We start from the raw sequence: 17,750 nt of genomic DNA, 5'->3' as shown, positions 1-17,750 counted from the left end.
CTAGGAGTCTGCGCGGCAGGAGCCACCTTCTGGCATAATACGTAAAAATTCTTCAGCACCGGAGAATCCGATGGGAACCACCTTCCGCCCCTATTCACCTGATCAGGAACTGCTTCTTCCCCCGAGCCTGAACGAGTGGCTGCCCGAAGGGCATCTGGCCTATTTCATCAGTGACGTGGTCGAGGAACTGGATCTGAGTGCCTTCTACGCCCGGTATGAAGGGAGCGGTCGGCGCAACTCGCCTTTCGATCCGCGGATGATGTTGAAGGTGTTGATCTATGCGTACGCGACCGGCGTGTTTTCATCACGAAAGATCGCCCGGAAGTTGGAAGAAGATGTCGCCCTTCGGGTCCTGGCGGCTGGCAATTTCCCCAGACACCGCACTATCTGCGATTTTCGCAAGCAACACCTGGCTGCGTTCAAGGCCGTATTTATTCAGGTGGTCCGGATCGCCCAGGAAGCGGAATTGGTTACTCTCGGTACGCTGGCGATTGATGGCACCAAGGTCCGGGCCAACGCCAGTAAGCACAAGGCCATGAGCTATGACCGCATGCGGGAGGAAGAAGCCCGTCTGTCAAAAGAGGTTGATGAGCTTTGTGGCCAGGCTCGCCGTGTGGATGAATCGGAAGACCAACAGTTTGGCCCGGATCAGCGGGGCGACGAGTTACCCGAAGAGCTTCAGCACCGTCAGGGGCGGCTGGACAAGATCCGGGCAGCGAAGGAGAAACTGGAAGCGGATCAAAAAACGCAAGATGAGGCCAAAGGCCGGCATCCAGACGATGATCGCCGCTCACCCAAGGGTGGCCGGAACTTCAAGAGAGATTATGGAGTTCCGGAGGACAAGGCTCAGAGTAACTTTACCGACCCCCAAAGCCGGATCATGAAAACGAATGATGGGTTCCAGCAATGCTATAACGGCCAACTGGCCGTGGATGGCGAGTTCCAGATCATCGTGGGCAACCGCCAGGGTAACAACCCCAGTGATAACGGCTGTCTGGTGCCGCTGCTGGGCGAGGTAAAAGAAACTCTGGGAAGTTACCCAGGCCAATGTCTGGCTGATGCGGGTTATCGCAAAGAGGAAGACTTGCAGGCATTGGAGACAAAAGGCATAGATGGCTACGTCTCGCTGCGCCGGGAAGGCAAAAAAACCGGAGATATAAACGCGAGCCGGTACCCGGCGACGGCCCGCATGGAGGAGAAGCTTACCACGGCGGAGGGGCGAGCAGTCTACGCTCAGCGCAAGCACATGGTTGAGGCGGTGAATGGCTGGATCAAGAATGTCCTGGGCTTCCGGCAGTTCGGCTTGCGGGGCCTTCAGGCGGTGCAGGGTGAATGGGATCTTGTCTGTCTGTCGCTCAATCTCAGGCGCATGAGTTCACTGATGAGGCTGGCATAAGTCGCTGAGGCAGCCTTTGGCTCACGGTAGGTACAGCTGGGGCCCTGCGATGCCCCTTTTAACCGGTTAACTGGCTGGATCGAAAGCGATGATGGAGCCGATCCGATATCGCGAACACTCCTTCCGGCCAGACAATGATCCGGTCTGGCGGAAACGAGGGCTCAAAACGTTTCTGCCGCGCAGACTCCTAGCGCGAGACTTAAAGTTGTCCACAACGGACCAAATACTCCAGTGCAACTTGCTCCTGACAGCCCACCTTCATTGACGCAAGTGGCTTTACCGGATCCAATTGGTGATTATCCCCCGTTCACACCACATCTGCTTTTAGTAGCTGCCCACAATGATTTGAGAACTTCACCAGATACACTGCACAGATCCGGAATCACAACGGCTGAATACCTAGCTAAGATACTGGAGCTCTATTATCAACAGACTGGGGAAAGCTCACCGGGACTAACCCTGAGCACAAGATATCTCAAGCTGTCCGCGTACATGACTTATGAACTAAATGACTTGCTGAAAGGCCAGCCTCAAATTTTGTCGCGAGTACGCCTCCATTTGGCAGAGAAAGTACAACCGATGAGTCTACACTTGGGAATAGTGAGAATAGGCCTCGACGATGCTACGCCGTTAGCAGACATTCTCTATGACACCACGGATAGTGACCTAAATCATCCTGCGTTCGCACATGTCTTTTACTCTGCCCCTATCGGCGCCTTCATGAACAATCTTCATTCAAAGGGCATTTTAGACTTGGGCGTTGGCATTTCTGCATGCTAAATCCAGTGCATGACGAGAGTATTTAGGGGGCAACTTTGGGGGCACATAAAAAAATAAAAATTTAAAAATCTTTTTTTTCAATTACATAAATCATCATTTAAGTTGTCGCCGTCCCAACCAAAGAGAAGAAAGCCTCTGATTTCAGGGGCTTTTTTTATGCCTCGCGTACAGCAATGCTGCGGTTGTATACCCCGGCATGCCTACTTCATCTGCTGTTTAAAGAACGGCTGGCCTGGCCAGCCCCTCATGCCCTTTCAGCATTTCATGCCAGTAACGCTTGAAAAGCCCGGCCTTTTATCAGAGGTGACATTTGTCGATTACAGCCCGCCGGTGCCTATATAATCCAATGCAACCCTGATGGATTTGCGGTGGGCAGCATGCATAGAAACGACAACGACGCCACGAACATGGAACAGCTTCTGAACCAGATCCGCGAGTCGGCAGAGGGAACTGAGCAGGTGACGGTGCGCGATATCCTCAATGGTGTGGGCGAACGGTCTTTCGGCCCGGTGGTGTTGTTGGCCGGTCTGGTCACCATTGCACCACTGATCGGGGATATTCCCGGTGTTCCGACGATTCTTGGGATGATCGTGGTACTCACACTTGGCCAACTTTTATTCCAGCGCCGTTCCATATGGTTACCCTCATGGATTTCCCAACGCTCTGTTCCACGGGACAAGCTGCTGAAGGGGCTGGACTGGCTGCAAAAGCCGGCGAGGTTTCTGGACCGGTGGACGGGCCCGCGGCTGGTTATACTGGTAGACGGCCCGGGGCTTTACGTTATGGCGGTTATCTGCATTCTGGTTGCCTTGGCAATGCCGGCAATGGAAGTGGTGCCCTTTACCGCCAATGGTGCTGGTGGTGCATTGATGGCGTTCGGGCTGGGTATTGTGGCTCGGGACGGGCTACTGGCCATTGTGGCAACATCGCTTACACTGCTGACCGGATGGTTTGTGATTACCGGCCTGATGGGCTAGGCCCACAGGTTATTGCGCACTGCGTTCAAGATCTTCGAAAAAGGTTCGGGTTCGTGCTCGGATTTTCTCCAGCTTGGCCTCCCACGTCTGCTGGTAGCTTGCGAAGGCCTCATCGCTCAACTGCGAAAACCGGGCGCCCGCTTCAGCAAGTGCTCGGGAGCTGTCAGCAAAGGCGTCAAAATCCGGCTCATCAAGCCTGTCGCTGCTCTGGTTGAGGTCGGCAGCGGTCTGCTGCAAGGCACTGCGATCACGGGCGGGAGCCTGCTGATTCTCTTCCAGAGCTTCTTCGACGGACTTCTCGAGCTCTTCCATAAACGCCTGCAGGGCACGGCCATAACTTTCAATGGCCTGCTCGGCCTTGCGGCTTGCCTGCTCCGAGTACGCGCGGAACTCGCGGGCCATTGCGTCCATCTGGAGGGTCAGGTCGTCGGAGGACTGGCTGAAGGTCGCCGAAAGACGCTCGCCCAGCCTGTTGATCTCACCCATCAGGCCATCCAGCGGTGACGGGTTCATGATGGCCTTGCCAGTGCGATCATAATCAACCAGCCATTCACCATTCTGTTGCACAAGATAGGTCATCACTTCCAGGCGCTCACCGGAAGCACCGTCTTCGGAGGGTAAGCGGGTGACAATGGTGGCTTCGTGTTCTTCAATAACAATCCGCCCAAAGTCTGGAACGGTTTCAAACCAGTCCCGGGCATAACCGTCGAAGGCAGAGGGATCGGCAAGCGTCGACAGGTCGGCGACGGCATCCGCGTCGTCTTCCGCCATGGCCTGCCAGAACTCCGCGGCGACTTCCTGGGGTGTTTCCGGTTTACTGCACCCGGCCGCAACAGCCATCACCAACGACAGCACCGCCACCTTCAACCACGCGTAACGCATCCACTCGCCCTCAAACTGATGTCAATTCAGAGCGGATAATACTACACCGGCTACAGATTGCAGGTCAGTTTTACCAATTCTTCATCAAACACGCGACGGTTTTCACTGTAATCCACAGGCACATTGACCAGGTGCACGCCGCCTGCAGTGAGTGCCTTTTTCAAGGTGGGCAGAAGGTCTTCTGTGCGTGTGATGGTGTGGCCAGCGGCGCCATAGGCCTCCGCGTATTTCACGAAATCCGGGTTGTTGTAATCCAGCCCGAAATTAGTGAAGCCTTCCTGGGACTGCTTCCACTTGATCATGCCGTAGGCATTGTCGTTGATGATCAGTATCACCAGATTGAGCTTCAGCCGCACCGCGGTTTCCAGTTCCTGGCTGTTCATCATGAACCCCCCGTCGCCGCATACCGCCATGACTTTCAGGTGCGGATACAGCATGGCCGCCATCATGGCACTGGGCAGGCCAGCGCCCATTGATGCCAGGGCGTTATCCAGCAGCACGGTGTTGTTGTCGTACGCCGGATAATTACGGGCGAACCAGAGTTTGTACATACCGTTATCAAGCGCGATGATGCCATCCTCAGGCATTACCTGGCGCACGTCGTGAACAATACGCTGAGGGATGATGGGGAAGCGGCTGTCATCAATCTTTTCGGCCAGATGGCTGTCCACGGAGGCTTTCACTTCCATAAACCGGCTGAAATCATGGCCCGAACACTGGCCACAACGCTCCGCCAGGTATTCCACGCTGTTGGCGATGTCTCCCACTACTTCGTGCTGCGGGAAATAAACAGGGTCTACATCCGCGCCGCTGAAGTTCACGTGGATAACCTGCTTGCCGCCCGGCTTCATGAAGAAGGGAGGCTTCTCGACAACATCGTGCCCCACGTTGATCACCAGGTCGGCATGGTCAATGGCACAGTGCACGAAGTCGCCGGCCGAGAGCGCGGCGTTGCCCAGATAACGGGGATGACGCTCGTCCACCACGCCCTTGCCCATCTGTGTGGTGAAAAACGGAATACCGGTGACATTCACCAGATGGATCAGTGCCTGAGAGACCCGTTTCCGGTTAGCGCCGGCACCGATCATGATCAGGGGGTGCCTGGCTTTTCTGATCATATCGCAGGCGGCATCCAGGCTCTTGGTACTGGCCGAAGGCCGGCGGGCGTCACTGGGCTCGAAGATATGGGTGTCGGAATCCGCCATTTCCGAGGCGATGTCTTCCGGTAACTCCAGATGAACTGCACCCGGACGTTCTTCAGAGGCCAGCCGAAAGGCTTCCCGTACTTTCGCGGGAATGGTGTTGGCGTTGCTGATCTGACGGGTGTACTTGGTAAGCGGACGCATCAGGTCCACCACATCCAGAATCTGGAACAACCCCTGTTTGGATGACTTGATGGGCTTCTGCCCGGAGACCATCATCATTGGCATACCACCAAGCTGGGCATAGGCTGCCGCCGTAACCAGGTTGGTGGCCCCGGGGCCGAGGGTCGACAGGCAAACACCCACCCGACCGGTCAGCCGCCCATAGGTGGCGGCCATAAAGCCGGCCGCCTGTTCGTGGCGGTTGAGTATCAGTTCAATGCTGGATTCACGCAGGGCCTCCAAAAGGTCCAGGTTTTCCTCACCCGGTACCGCGAAGATATAGCGAACACCTTCGTTTTCCAGGGCATGAACAAACAATTCGGCACCATTCCGGCGGTTATCGGCCTGTGCGGTCATCCTCTCTCCCGTGCTGGATGGATTGTCTGGAGTCACCCTCCCTGTGGCGGTTCTGCCTGGAACGCGTCAGCGGGAAGCCTGTCACGGCCCCAGCTGCGGTGAACGCGGCCGATCACCCGTTCCAGCTCATCCTCGCCAACCTCCGCAGGCTCACCGCGCTCAAGAGGGTCGAAGTGAAAAATGTACAGCCGTGAGGCGAACTGTTCAAAGGGCAGGGATGCCTCGCCAAACCGTTCGCCTTTGCCTGCCGTGCTGACCACCACCTCGTCACCCCAGTTCTGGCCACTGTCATTGTTCGGGTTGAAGAAATACACCCGCATGATGTCGTCCGGGTCCAGGGTGACACGAAGTATGGTAATGGCGTGCCAGCCAATAAACCTGGCAGCGCTGTCAGTAACTGCTACGCCAGCAGGCTGAGGGTGGATCAACGGCTGGTTGCCGTTGTAGTACGGATGGTAACTGGCGTAGAAATACCGCAGGAAGGTTTCCAGGTCCTCCAGTTGCCCCGTTGCCACGTCCACATTGATGCGAAAGCCCCGCCCGGCCGACCAGCCATGGAATTCAGGGTTTACCCACTGGTGTGGATCGCCCTGCCGGCCGATGCACATGCGGCCCATTTCGGCATAGATCCTGTCCAGGTGTGGCACTACAACCAGCGAGACCGGGTCCAGATCCAGTGTCACTTCCGAGGCAACGCCACCCTGGCTGGCTGCCGAGGACACTGGCTGCCCCTCGAAGTGCATCATGATCTCGTTGTCACGCGCGGCCCAGGCGACCATTTGCAGCAGGTAGTCCGGATCGTTATAGGCCCACATGGACAGGGCACGCGCAGACTGACACGTCGGGTTGTTGCCCTGGCCCACGCCAAGAGGTTGGCCCAGCATGTTCAGTACACCCTGTATCAGCCAGGCTTTGGGCTGGGGCTGGTAGCCGTAGGCCAACTGTATACGGTCACGCGCCTCCGGACATATGGACAACCGGGCCTGGCGCCAGAGCGCGGGGGCCAGTGGCGGCTGATAGAGAATGCCCCGTTCCAGCATCAGCGCCAGGCCATAAAGACCCTGCGCCGTCTCCGGATACACGCCTTCGCTGACAAGTTCGTTCACCAGGTCCTTGTAGCACAACAGACAGTCGCGGCCGGTACTGGACAGGCCCAGTGCTTCGGTCAGCATGGAGTCCTGCTTTTCCAGGATGTAGCGCACAAAGGCAGCGTGATAGGGCGATACCAGGCCAGTGTCGTGCATGGAGCGGGCAAATCCGGTCGCTTCACTCTGCAGGGCGCCCGAATCCATGGATTGCAGGCGTTCCTCGTACACCGGAATGCCCGGGTCTTCCCGGCACGCCTGTGTTGGCCCGTAAAGACTCGATATCAGGCGCTCGGCGCCCTGGCCCGCGCCACCCAGATCGACATTGGGGTCTACCCTGCACAGAGCGATCTGGGTAATCATCTGCCGCACACTGGTTACCTGGATTGGTCGTTGTTGCAGTATTCGCCAGATTTCTTCGATAAGCCGGTCGATCACATGCTCATAGCCGATCTGTGCGGCGACGTGCTGCACGACCGCGCGGCTGATCAGTGCGAGTTTACCCTGCTCCCGTTCGGCCTCGCCGGACTCACCAAACAGCATATTCAGATTGATTGCCAGCACCTGGGTCAGGTAGTGATGCGCCTGCTCTGCCGATACCGACTCGTGCAGATAATCGCCATGAGCCACCGCCAGCAACCTCAGTTCGCTGAGTGCTTCGATGATAACCGTGTCGGCTTGGGGGCTCTGCAGGGAGTGGGTTGTCAGCGAAGGCAAAAGAATGGAGGGGTCTGCCCAGTCGGTTCCCCAGAAAACGCCAACTTTTTCAAATCGCTCGGCGCGTTCCTGGACCGCAAGGCACCCCCCCGGCTGAAGCAGGACCCGGCGAACGATATCGAACAGCCGGGGCAGCTTGCCGGCCTTGGCGAAACTACGGCTCTCATCGAGAGCCGTGATTGCATCATCCAGCCGCTGCACCAGCTTATCGAAATTGACGACAGGTGCCGGATTTCCAGCGTCGGAGTTGCTCAAACTGTCTTCCTCAGGGTCTGGACCAGACCCGTTGTTGTTAATTCCTTGTGGAATTATACATAGAAATCCAGTTCTTCCTGATGTTTCAGCAAATCTCTCATCACGTAGGGGTCTTCACCGAAGAAGTAGATCAGGCCCCAGTGTGTACCGAACGCGGTACGCTTGGTGACGGTTTCTTCCATTGGCGGCGTCAGTTCGTGAGACTCGAAATACTCGTGGTTTTCGGTCTCCTCTGGCATTTCCAGCTTGCTGACAACGCGACGACGCGGATAAACACCGAAACAGCCAGCATAGCCCGTGGCATCCACCACCTCTTTCGGGAAGAAGGCTTTGACTTCCTCATCAGTGGTTTTCGGGTCAAACGTCATGATCAATGCCTGGTAGGCGTTGAAGCCATAGGCACGTTCAAGCAGCTCGAACACCTTGAAGCCCGGCGGCCGATACGCCACCTCACCAAAGTACATGGTACTGTCGCTGGTCACGAAGTATTCCGGGTGAATAAACCCGAATTCGATGTCGAACGTCTTGATCAGTTTTTCGATCTCACGGGTAATCTGTTCTCGATACTTCTCCAGGTCCGGAGTAGCGGGAACGAATACGGAGTAACCCAGGGTGACATACTCGGAGATGTTCAGAAATGCGATCTTGCCGTTGTGAATCCAGGCCTCAACCGCGAACTCCCAGCCGTCCAGGTGCGATTCCATCAACACCGGAAACTCTTCATCGGGGATGGTATCCACTTCATCCGGTGTACGGATAACCCGGTGGCCCAGGCAACCGGCCTTGTCGAAGGCCTTCAGGTGAATCGGGTCGTTGGGGTCACCGTCGAGTTTCAGCAGCGTCTGGTTTACACGCTTCAGGAAGCGGATAACGTCTTCCCGATCATGGGCTTCCTCGAAGATACCCACCCGGATTCCGCCCAACTGGGCGCGGCGCTTCATCAGCGCTTTGTCCCGCAGCAACAGGGACTGGCCAAACAGTTTGGGCTGGTCCATCAGTACCGAGTTGATGGCACCGGCCCACTCCACGGTTTCCTCGAATAGCGGAATCGCCACATTCACGCCCATCTCTTTGAGGGTCTGGGCGATTTCCACAGAACGGTCGTTCAGGCGTTCGAAATTCCAGGGAACATAGGGAATATCGTGTTCTTTGCAGTAGGCCTCGGCCCAGTCAGGGGCGACGACTACATAACGGCGGTCAAACTTGTCCGCGGCTTCTATCGCGTTCAGGCTCCAGCCCAGGAGTGCAACATAACCTTTATTCGAATCGAACTTGTGCTCGCTCATATGCCTTCTCCTTTGGGTGTGTATTTATAACGTAACGGTTTAGTTACAAATCGCAACCGGATCGGGCATCTGATACGCAAAAAGCGCTGACCCCACGGGCGATTAAGCCAGTGCTGTCAGCGCTTCTGTCGTTTTTAGATCGTTTGGGAATATTACCCCAATTTCAGGGTGGAGAGGGTCCGCTCCCTCACTTTATTGAGCAATTGCTCATCATCTACCAGCGACTGACCATAGGAAGGTACCAGTACCTTCATGCGCTCCTGCCACTCGGCCGTTTTCATCCGTTCCGGGAAACAGCGTTCGATCACATCGATCATGGCATGGGCGGCCGTTGACGCCCCGGGCGAAGCACCCAGAAGGGCCGCGAGGCTGCCGTCTTTCGCCGCGACAATTTCGGTGCCAAATTCCAGCTTTCCGCCGCCATCCGGTGATTTCTTGATGATCTGCACCCTCTGGCCGGCGTCCTGCAAGCGCCAGTCTTCTTCCTGTGCATCCGGAAAGTAGTTGCGCAGTGATGCCACGCGGTCACTGTGGGACTGGAAGACTTCGCCAATGAGGTAGCGGGTCAGGTCCATGTTGGTCCGGCTGACAGACAGCATGGGAAACAGGTTGGTGGAGCTAACCGACCCGAACAGGTCAAACACTGAGCCCTGCTTCAGAAAGCGCGTGGTGAATCCCGCAAAGGGACCGAAAAGCAACGCCGGCTCACCATTGATGATGCGGGTATCCAGATGCGGCACGGACATGGGCGGAGCGCCGATCGGGGCCTTTCCGTAAACCTTGGAGTGATGTTGCTCAACGATTTCCGGCTTCTGGCAGACCAGCCACTGACCACTGACCGGAAAACCACCATAGCCTTTCGATTCGTCAATGTTGGACTTCTGCAGCATCGGCAGGGCGCCACCGCCAGCGCCCAGAAAGACAAAGCCGGCCTCCAGCTTGGTCAGTTCACCGGTTTTCTGGTTCTTTACCCGCACCTTCCAGCGGCCGTTGTCCCGCTTGGCAAGGAAATGTACAGGGCTGCTAAGCATCAGCTCGAAATTCGGCGTGGTCTGCAGGTACTCCACCATACTACGGGTCAGGGAGCCGAAGTCCACGTCGGAACCATGCTTGATTCTTGTGGCGGCCACCTTCTGCATCGGGTCACGGTTGTTCACCACCAACGGCATCCACTCTTCCAGATCCCGCGGGGAGTCGGTGTATTCCATTTCCCGGAACAGATGGTGAGCACTGAGCTTTTCGTACCGACGCCTGAGGAATTTCACCCCGTCTTCGCCCCAGACAAAACTCTGGTGCGGTGTACGGTTGATGAAGGTTTTGGGCTCCGGCAATATGCCCTGCTCGACCATGTATGACCAGAACTGCAGCGAGACCTCAAACGAGGCATTGATTTTCAGGGCCCGGTCGATAGTAACGTCACCATCTTCGGTTTCCGGCGTATAATTGAGTTCGCAGTAGCCGGCGTGCCCGGTACCTGCGTTGTTCCATCCGTCGGTGCTTTCATGGGCCACGTGATCAAGACGCTCCACCATGACGATGTCCAGGGAAGGATCAAGCTGCCTGAGCATCATGCCGAGGGTAGCGCTCATGACGCCACCGCCGACCAGCACTACATCTGCCTGTCTAACGGCCATTGGTTATCATCCTAGCTAGTATAAAAGCCTGTAACCCGTCCACGATCAGCAGAAGGGTTGTCTGAATGTGTGGCGCGATTATCCCGTTTTTTCAACGGATAATAAATTGCGATTATCAATCGCCGGCCAAACGTATAAAATGCGCGCGCCCGGCGCTCTTTCATTCTTGCGCCTGAGGTTGACGATATCACCGCCACTTTAGTCTCATACCGGGCGGCTTTCATTATCAGGGCTACTTTATGTTACTGGCATTTACAGCAATCATCGCTGGTCTGATTCTTCTCGTGTGGAGCGCCGACCGGTTTATTGAGGGGGCGGCAGCAACCGCCAAGCATCTTGGCATGCCGTCCTTGCTGATCGGCATGGTGATCATTGGCTTCGGCACCTCAGCGCCAGAACTGGCCGTGTCTGCCATGGCGGCCCTGGACGGCAACCCGGGGCTGGCTTTGGGTAATGCCTACGGCTCCAATATCACCAACATTGCCGTGATTGTCGGACTTACTGCTGTCATCGCTCCCATCGCCGTGCATTCACAGGTCGTACGCAAGGAACTGCCACTGCTGCTGACTCTCACCGCCATCGCCGGTTACCAGCTGATCGACGGCGAACTGACCCGGCTTGATGGCTGGGTGCTTCTGGCAGTGTTTGCCATGGTAATGGGCTGGTCCATATACCAGGGAATCCAGGGCAAAGGGGACTCGTTGACAGGCGAGACCGACGCCGAGCTTGTGGCCCATCCGATGCCATTGAAAATTGCGCTGATCTGGCTGGTGGTTGGTCTGGTCCTGCTGCTGGTGAGCTCGCGCATGCTGGTCTGGGGCGCGGTATATATTGCCCAGAGCCTCGGCGTCAGCGACCTGGTCATTGGACTGACGATTGTCGCCATCGGCACCTCGCTCCCTGAACTCGCATCTGCCCTGGCGGCGGTCAAGAAAAACGAGCATGACCTGATACTCGGCAACATTGTGGGCTCGGGTATTTTTAATACTCTGGCGGTTGTCGGACTGGCTGCAAGCATTGAGCCGCTGGCCGTGGATATGGAAGTGCTGTACCGCGACTGGAGCCTGATGACAGCCCTCACCATAGGCCTTCTGGTGATGAGCTTTGGCTTTGCCGGCAAGCCCCGGATCATCACCCGGCCCGAAGGCCTGTTACTTCTGCTGGTGTATATTGGCTACGCCAGCTATCTGGTGTCTACCGTTATTCGCTGAACAACGGCAAACCAGAACCGATCTGGTTTGCCTGGTGATACATCAGTCCTGATTCTCCCGGAACACCATGGCCACCGAATTCAGGCAGTAGCGCTGCCCTGTGGGTGGCGGACCATCGGGAAATACGTGCCCCAGATGGCTATCGCAGCGCGGACAGCGGATCTCTGTGCGGGTCATACCCATGCTGCTGTCTTCAAGGTAGCGGATATGATCCGTGTCGAAAGGCTGAAAAAAGCTGGGCCAGCCGGTGCCTGAATCAAACTTGGAATCCGAGCTGAACAGCGGCAACTCACACAGCCGGCAGTAATACACGCCCGGATTCTTGTTATCCAGCAGCGTGCCGCAAAAGGGCCGCTCGGTGCCATGATCCAGCAACACCCTGCGCTCTTCTTCCGAGAGGCCGGCGGCCTTCTCATTGATCTGTTCTGATGTCAGCGGTGTCAGGTCGTAACCTGCAGCAGAAACGCTCATAGCAGCCTCCTCAGGCAATATCATTGCCGGTATAACCGGGTTTGAGCCGGTCACCGAATGTGTCCACAAGCTTTTCCATCTTTGGCGCCGCAACTGCCATGATGTACGGCTGGTAAGGGTTGCGGGCCGCAAAGTTCTGGTGGTACGCCTCCGCAGGATAAAATGCCTCCAGCGGCTCCAGACTGGTCACCACAGGGTCATCGTAGACGCCAGCTGAATCAAGCTGACGAAGATACGCTTCTGCTACCCGCTTCTGGTCTTCGGTTTCATAAAAAATCGCGGAACGGTACTGAGTGCCACGGTCGTTACCCTGCCGATTCAGTTGAGTGGGATCGTGAGCCACTGACATAAAAACCTTGAGGATTTCCCCGAAGCTGACTGTTTGCGGATCGTATCGGACATCGACCACTTCCGCATGACCGGTCTGCCCACTGCATACCGCTTCATAGTTCGCCGTATCGGGACGACCGCCCGCATAGCCGGACTCGACACTGGAAACACCATTCACTGCCAGAAAAACCGCCTCTACACACCAGAAACAGCCACCGCCAAGCACTATGTGTTGCTCGCGGGAATTCCCCGGGGGCAAGTCGTGTTCAGGGTCGGGGAAACGGCTTTTCGGAACGTTCAGGCCCGGAATATTACAGGATGTCGACATATCAGCGTCTGCCTCTGAGTCATTACCGATTGTGCAATTACATTTACGTTCAAGTGTGGCCTTACTGACCCGGTTTATCCACCTTTGCTCTTCTGATCAGAAGAGCAGCAACCCTGCCAGCGCACTTCCGGGCGCCAGAATCCAGACGGGCACCCGCCATACAGCGAGGCTGACCCAGGCCAGAAACACAAACGCCATTGTGCCCGAACTATGTACGGCAGACGTCCAGACCGGATCATAAAGTGCTGCCAGCAACAACCCGACAACACCTGCATTCACCCCCGCAAGCGCTGCGCGCACACCTCCATGTTCGCGAATATAGGACCACAGGGGAAGACCGGCAAACACCAGCAAGGTTCCAGGCAGAAAGACCGCAACAACCGCCACGACAGCACCGGCCCAACCGTTTTCGATGCCGCCAAGAAATGCGGAGAAGGAAAACAGTGGCCCAGGCATGGCCTGGGCCACCCCGTAACCGGCCAGAAAGGTGTCTGCCGGCATATTTCCAGTGGCAACAAAGCCTTCCTGCAGCCAGGGCAATACGACGTGGCCACCGCCGAAGACCAGGGCGCCGGCACGATACAACTCCGCCCAAACCCAGCCCAGTGACCCCTGGGCCATGGGGAGAAACGCCAGCACTAAAAGCACAACAAATACCACAAAGAAAACCAGGGGGTGGCGTGTCTGCACGGGTATGGTCAGCGCCTCCGCGGACTGCTGCTGGGGCAGTTTCAGTACCGCACCAGCGGCCCCGGCGATAATCAGGGCGAGAATCTGCATCCAGGTTGCGCCGACCGACAGCAAAAGGACCGCCACCAGCATGGCAATGGATAGCCGGGGGCCTTCCGGGCACAGGTTGCGGCCCATCTGCCACACAGCCTGGGCCACAACCGCCACCACAAACAGCTTAAGACCGGTGACCCAGCCACCGGTCCCGGCCCCAGGCCATAGGCCGAGACCAAGGGCAAACAGAGTCATCACCAGGGCTGAGGGCAAGGTGAAACCAAGCCAGGCCGCTGCTGCGCCACTGTAGCCTCGCTGAAGAAACCCGATAGTGAGGCCTACCTGGCTGGATGCGGGGCCGGGCAGCAACTGACACAGCGCCACCACTTCGCCATAGGCGGAATCCGACAACCAGCGACGGCGCTTTACAAACTCTTCATGGAAGAACCCGAGGTGAGCAGCCGGGCCACCGAACGAGGTCAGACCAAGCCGCAAAAACAGCAAAAATATATGCCAGGCAGGTAACGCCCCGGCACAGTCATTCTTGGAGCAGACACCCCTGGACATGGAACTCTCTGTGTTTAACAGCGTGAATTAAGATGTATGAACATTATGACGTTCCGGTTGCATCACTCCCATACCCAACCATAATGAAGGAGCGGGTTGACCGGATCGTGACAGAACCGTTTTCTACAACCAACAGGATCGACAATGACCGCTCGGGCCCATACACCAGAAAATCAGGATGAGCTGCTGGAGTATCGGCTGAGCCTCCGGCTTGGCCCGGTCCATGCGCGACAACGCCTGGGAATCGAACAGGAAGCAGAGTCAAAGGTTTTCGGACCTGACCGGCACTCGTTCCACCTCGAGAATATCACTTCCGCGCCCCGGTTTATCAGTACCTGCCTGAAACTGGCAGGGCTGTTCCGGCGTGGGCAGGCCAACAGCCGCCGCCTGGATACAGTCCATAACCGCTTCCACATCAACGACCTTCCCGCCGCGTTCGAAGGTTACCGCATCCTGCAACTGACCGACCTCCATGTGGATATGGACGAGGCCAACCTGCAGGCGGTGATTAACCGGATTGCGCCACTGGAGTACGACCTGTGCGTGCTGACAGGTGACTACCGACGCCAGACCTGGGGGCCGATTGAGGATGCCATGGAGGGCATGACACGGTTACGGGCCGCCATTCGAGGCAAGGCCTATGCAGTGTTGGGAAATCACGACAGTGTGCGCATGGTACCCGGCCTCGAAGATATGGGATATCACCTGCTGATGAACGAGCATGCCGTGCTGCAACGAGGGGACGACAAACTCTACCTCGCAGGCGTGGACGATGCGCACTTCTACAAGGTTCACAACCTGCACAAGGCCGGCGACGACATTCCCGCAGGCGCCATCAGCCTGTTACTCAGCCACACCCCCGAGATCTGGCGGGAAGCGGCCCACGCCGGCTACGACGTTTTCCTCTGTGGCCATACCCACGGCGGGCAGATCTGCCTGCCCGGGGGCATCCCCGTCACCCTGGATTCCGATTGCCCACGGGAACTGGGCCGCGGTTACTGGCGCCGAAACGGCATGCAGGGGTATACCTCTCCCGGAACGGGCACGTCAGTAGTCAACGTTCGCCTGAACTGCCCACCCGAAGTTACGTTGCATACCCTCACCGGCGGGCCAGACTAGCAGAACCTGCTCAGTGGGGCTGGTGGCGAATGCCCAGCCGGTACAGCAGCGGCGACAACAGTATATTGGAGATGGTAAAAAGCACTACCACACTGACCACGACAAACCCACTCAGTTCCAGCCAGTACCATGCCAGAATCATAGGCAACAACGCCTCGGGAATCTGGTCCAGCCCGAGGGCCCGGGCACTGGAGCTCAACCCGGCACGGCGCTTGATAAAGCTGCTCATCATATCTCCGATCAGCCCCAGCAACCCGAACAGCACGCCAAACAGCAGCCCTGCCCCGATAAACAGTGCGAACAGACCGCAGGCGAGCGTCCCGGAAACAATCCCTCGCCAGGTTTTGCTGTCCCCGAGCAGCGGACGTCCATCCCGCCAAAGCCGGCCACCGTCAACAGGGCGCGACCAGCGGCGGCCGAGTATCCGGGCGGCAACCACCGGTGCCCCGTTTGCCAGCACCAGCATCACGAAGAGCTCGAGAGAAATCAGCAAACAGCTCTGCCTCTGTCAGATGTCATCCGGGGAACGTCGCCTTTTCAGGACACGCCGCCTTTGGTGAGTTTCAGCGGATCCATCAACTCTTCCAGCCTGTTACGGTCAAGACCACTGCGCTCTTCAGCAACGTCGATAACCGGCCGGCCGCTCTGATAGGCTTCTTTGGCAATATCAGAGGCGAGGCTGTAACCGATCTCCGGATTCAGCGCCGTCACCAGAACCGGGTTCTTGCCTACCGCTGCGTTCAGGTGATCAGAATTCACTGTGAAATCGCGAATAGCCTTTTCACCGAGAATGGTGGACGCGTTGGTCAGCAGCTCAATCATGTCCAGCAGGTTGGCGCCTACCAGTGGCAACATCACATTCAGCTGGAAATTGCCGGACTGACCGGCAATAGCAATGCTGCTGTCCATACCCATGACCTGGGCACCCACCATGGCCACCGACTCGGGTATCACCGGGTTAACCTTACCAGGCATGATGCTGCTGCCTGGCTGCAATGCGGGCAGACTGATTTCCGCCAGCCCATGAATGGGGCCGCTGTTCATCCAGCGCAGATCATTGGCAATTTTTGTGAGCACAATCGCCAGGCCCCTGAGCTGGGACGACAGCGCAACGGGGGCATCAACCGCACTCTGCCCGACAAACTTGTGCTCCAGCGAGTGGAAATGGAACTTGGTGTTGGATTTCAGAAATTTGACGAACTGCTCCGGAAACTCGTGCAACGCGTTCACACCCGTGCCTACCGCGGTTCCCCCCTGGGGAACCAGGAGCAGATCGTCCGCTGCCGCGGCCAGCCGCTTTTCTGTGGCCAGCAACTGTTCCCGCCAGGTTCGCAATTCCTGGCCCAAAGTGACCGGCATGGCGTCCATCAGATGGGTACGGCCGGTTTTGACCTGCTCGGAGAACGTTGCCTCCCGCTCATAAATAATTCCGCACAGATGGGTTAATGCCGGTATCAGCCGTTCGTGAACACCGGTGAGCGCACTGATATGGATCGCCGTTGGAATAACGTCATTGGAGCTCTGGCTCATGTTGACGTGATCATTGGGGTGGATTTCGACCCCTTCCTGTGCCGCCAGTGCCGCGATCACCTCGTTCACATTCATATTGGTGCTGGTGCCAGACCCGGTCTGGTAACGGTCAATCGGAAACTGGTCGGTACATTCGCCATTCAGTATGCGATTGCCTGCCGCGACAATCGCGTCACGTACCTTGTTGTCCAGCAGCCCAAGGCTTGCATTGGCATCGGCAGCTGCCTGCTTTACCCGGACAACTGCAGCGATGAACGCATGAGGCATTGCCAAGCCACTGACCGGGAAGTTTTCCACGGCTCTCTGGGTCTGGGCTCCCCACAGGGCCTCTTCGGGAACACGGACTTCGCCCAGGCTGTCTTTTTCCGTCCTGAATATGGTCATGACACTCTCCTTATCAGCCAGAGTCGACTATTCGTTGATCGGCGACTTCAATCTCACATGGTCGCAAATGCCGGTAACCTGATCAAAATTCAGAATCAGGGTATGAACCGTATTGGTGTAGGTGTCGTGCAGATGAAACTTGAACCGGCGCTGTTTTTCACCTTGCAGGTAACCGTCATACTCCCGCACCAGCTCTCGTACGTCGCCGCCCTCGTCCCTGGACCAGGTGGCATTGAACGGTCCCAGTATCGCGCCACCAGAGAGGCACACCGTCACTTCGTGATTGGTAAGGGAATTCTCGGAAACGGACATAACTCTCTCTCCTGACAAAACCATCGTTGACAGAATAGAGTG

15 protein-coding genes are annotated in these 17,750 nt (G+C 57.0%); 4 read left to right on the top strand and 11 right to left on the bottom strand.

Annotated elements, in window-relative coordinates; genetic code table 11:
• Positions 1-70: 70 nt before the first annotated feature.
• Together ABJM11_RS19340 and ABJM11_RS19335 are read left to right on the top strand one after the other, a co-directional pair.
• The gene (locus ABJM11_RS19340) at positions 71-1,396 is read left to right on the top strand and encodes an IS1182 family transposase (RefSeq protein WP_053113971.1); all 1,326 of its coding nucleotides are present in this window, start codon (positions 71-73) and stop codon (positions 1,394-1,396) included.
• 1,157 nt (positions 1,397-2,553) lie between these two features.
• Positions 2,554-3,153, top strand: coding sequence for an exopolysaccharide biosynthesis protein (locus ABJM11_RS19335; protein WP_348292648.1), 600 nt, complete (start codon positions 2,554-2,556; stop codon positions 3,151-3,153).
• Between the two features lie 9 nt (positions 3,154-3,162).
• On the opposite strand, the gene ABJM11_RS19330 is transcribed toward ABJM11_RS19335, so the two are convergent.
• From ABJM11_RS19330 to mqo, 5 genes are all read right to left on the bottom strand, one after another.
• Positions 3,163-4,035: a hypothetical protein gene (locus tag ABJM11_RS19330; RefSeq protein WP_348292647.1), complete on the bottom strand. Its 873-nt coding sequence runs from the start codon at positions 4,033-4,035 to the stop codon at positions 3,163-3,165.
• 50 nt (positions 4,036-4,085) lie between these two features.
• Positions 4,086-5,756, bottom strand: a complete 1,671-nt coding sequence (locus ABJM11_RS19325; RefSeq protein WP_348292646.1) for an acetolactate synthase large subunit — start codon at positions 5,754-5,756, stop codon at positions 4,086-4,088.
• A 32-nt stretch (positions 5,757-5,788) separates the two neighbouring features.
• On the bottom strand, positions 5,789-7,813 hold the full coding sequence (locus ABJM11_RS19320; protein ID WP_348292645.1) for a hypothetical protein: 2,025 nt from the start codon (positions 7,811-7,813) through the stop codon (positions 5,789-5,791).
• 53 nt (positions 7,814-7,866) lie between these two features.
• Positions 7,867-9,099, bottom strand: a complete 1,233-nt coding sequence (locus ABJM11_RS19315) for a carboxylate--amine ligase (RefSeq protein ID WP_348292643.1) — start codon at positions 9,097-9,099, stop codon at positions 7,867-7,869.
• 152 nt (positions 9,100-9,251) lie between these two features.
• The gene (gene mqo, locus ABJM11_RS19310; protein WP_348292641.1) at positions 9,252-10,733 is read right to left on the bottom strand and encodes a malate dehydrogenase (quinone); all 1,482 of its coding nucleotides are present in this window, start codon (positions 10,731-10,733) and stop codon (positions 9,252-9,254) included.
• A gap of 239 nt (positions 10,734-10,972) precedes the next feature.
• Here mqo and ABJM11_RS19305 point away from each other — a divergent pair, with 239 nt between their 5' ends.
• Complete coding sequence (locus ABJM11_RS19305) at positions 10,973-11,944, top strand: calcium/sodium antiporter (protein ID WP_348292639.1); 972 nt, start codon at positions 10,973-10,975, stop codon at positions 11,942-11,944.
• A gap of 42 nt (positions 11,945-11,986) precedes the next feature.
• Here the strand turns inward: ABJM11_RS19305 and msrB are convergent, their stop codons facing one another.
• The 3 genes from msrB to chrA form a co-directional block, all read right to left on the bottom strand.
• Positions 11,987-12,415, bottom strand: a complete 429-nt coding sequence (gene msrB / locus ABJM11_RS19300) for a peptide-methionine (R)-S-oxide reductase MsrB (protein WP_348292637.1) — start codon at positions 12,413-12,415, stop codon at positions 11,987-11,989.
• A gap of 10 nt (positions 12,416-12,425) precedes the next feature.
• Complete coding sequence (gene msrA / locus ABJM11_RS19295) at positions 12,426-13,073, bottom strand: peptide-methionine (S)-S-oxide reductase MsrA (RefSeq protein ID WP_348292635.1); 648 nt, start codon at positions 13,071-13,073, stop codon at positions 12,426-12,428.
• A 96-nt stretch (positions 13,074-13,169) separates the two neighbouring features.
• Entirely contained in the window at positions 13,170-14,363 is a 1,194-nt protein-coding gene (chrA, locus tag ABJM11_RS19290; RefSeq protein WP_348292633.1) for a chromate efflux transporter, read from the bottom strand.
• A gap of 144 nt (positions 14,364-14,507) precedes the next feature.
• On the opposite strand from chrA, the gene ABJM11_RS19285 reads away from it, so the two are divergent.
• Positions 14,508-15,482, top strand: coding sequence for a metallophosphoesterase (locus ABJM11_RS19285; protein ID WP_348292632.1), 975 nt, complete (start codon positions 14,508-14,510; stop codon positions 15,480-15,482).
• A 10-nt stretch (positions 15,483-15,492) separates the two neighbouring features.
• On the opposite strand, the gene ABJM11_RS19280 is transcribed toward ABJM11_RS19285, so the two are convergent.
• The 3 genes from ABJM11_RS19280 to ABJM11_RS19270 are packed head-to-tail and all read right to left on the bottom strand — an operon-like array spanning position 15,493 to position 17,708.
• Entirely contained in the window at positions 15,493-15,975 is a 483-nt protein-coding gene (locus ABJM11_RS19280) for a CDP-archaeol synthase (RefSeq protein WP_348292631.1), read from the bottom strand.
• 44 nt (positions 15,976-16,019) lie between these two features.
• The gene (locus ABJM11_RS19275) at positions 16,020-17,396 is read right to left on the bottom strand and encodes a class II fumarate hydratase (protein ID WP_348292629.1); all 1,377 of its coding nucleotides are present in this window, start codon (positions 17,394-17,396) and stop codon (positions 16,020-16,022) included.
• A 27-nt stretch (positions 17,397-17,423) separates the two neighbouring features.
• Positions 17,424-17,708 (bottom strand): hypothetical protein, encoded by a 285-nt coding sequence (locus ABJM11_RS19270; RefSeq protein ID WP_348292627.1) that lies wholly within the window; start codon positions 17,706-17,708, stop codon positions 17,424-17,426.
• Positions 17,709-17,750 lie beyond the last annotated feature (42 nt).

It is taken from the genome of Marinobacter sp. (assembly GCF_039977835.1).
Lineage (GTDB): Bacteria > Pseudomonadota > Gammaproteobacteria > Pseudomonadales > Oleiphilaceae > Marinobacter.
This window is presented reverse-complemented; position numbering and strand designations above follow the sequence as displayed.

What these genes read in the sequence shown, in the direction of transcription:
- ABJM11_RS19340 (WP_053113971.1), top strand. Translation starts at nt 71, where the DNA reads ATGGGAACCACCTTCCGCCCCTATTCACCTGATCAGGAACTGCTTCTT.
- ABJM11_RS19335 (WP_348292648.1), top strand. Translation starts at nt 2,554, where the DNA reads ATGCATAGAAACGACAACGACGCCACGAACATGGAACAGCTTCTGAAC.
- ABJM11_RS19330 (WP_348292647.1), bottom strand. Translation starts at nt 4,035, where the DNA reads ATGCGTTACGCGTGGTTGAAGGTGGCGGTGCTGTCGTTGGTGATGGCT.
- ABJM11_RS19325 (WP_348292646.1), bottom strand. Translation starts at nt 5,756, where the DNA reads ATGACCGCACAGGCCGATAACCGCCGGAATGGTGCCGAATTGTTTGTT.
- ABJM11_RS19315 (WP_348292643.1), bottom strand. Translation starts at nt 9,099, where the DNA reads ATGAGCGAGCACAAGTTCGATTCGAATAAAGGTTATGTTGCACTCCTG.
- mqo (WP_348292641.1), bottom strand. Translation starts at nt 10,733, where the DNA reads ATGGCCGTTAGACAGGCAGATGTAGTGCTGGTCGGCGGTGGCGTCATG.
- ABJM11_RS19305 (WP_348292639.1), top strand. Translation starts at nt 10,973, where the DNA reads ATGTTACTGGCATTTACAGCAATCATCGCTGGTCTGATTCTTCTCGTG.
- msrB (WP_348292637.1), bottom strand. Translation starts at nt 12,415, where the DNA reads ATGAGCGTTTCTGCTGCAGGTTACGACCTGACACCGCTGACATCAGAA.
- msrA (WP_348292635.1), bottom strand. Translation starts at nt 13,073, where the DNA reads ATGTCGACATCCTGTAATATTCCGGGCCTGAACGTTCCGAAAAGCCGT.
- chrA (WP_348292633.1), bottom strand. Translation starts at nt 14,363, where the DNA reads ATGTCCAGGGGTGTCTGCTCCAAGAATGACTGTGCCGGGGCGTTACCT.
- ABJM11_RS19285 (WP_348292632.1), top strand. Translation starts at nt 14,508, where the DNA reads ATGACCGCTCGGGCCCATACACCAGAAAATCAGGATGAGCTGCTGGAG.
- ABJM11_RS19275 (WP_348292629.1), bottom strand. Translation starts at nt 17,396, where the DNA reads ATGACCATATTCAGGACGGAAAAAGACAGCCTGGGCGAAGTCCGTGTT.
- ABJM11_RS19270 (WP_348292627.1), bottom strand. Translation starts at nt 17,708, where the DNA reads ATGTCCGTTTCCGAGAATTCCCTTACCAATCACGAAGTGACGGTGTGC.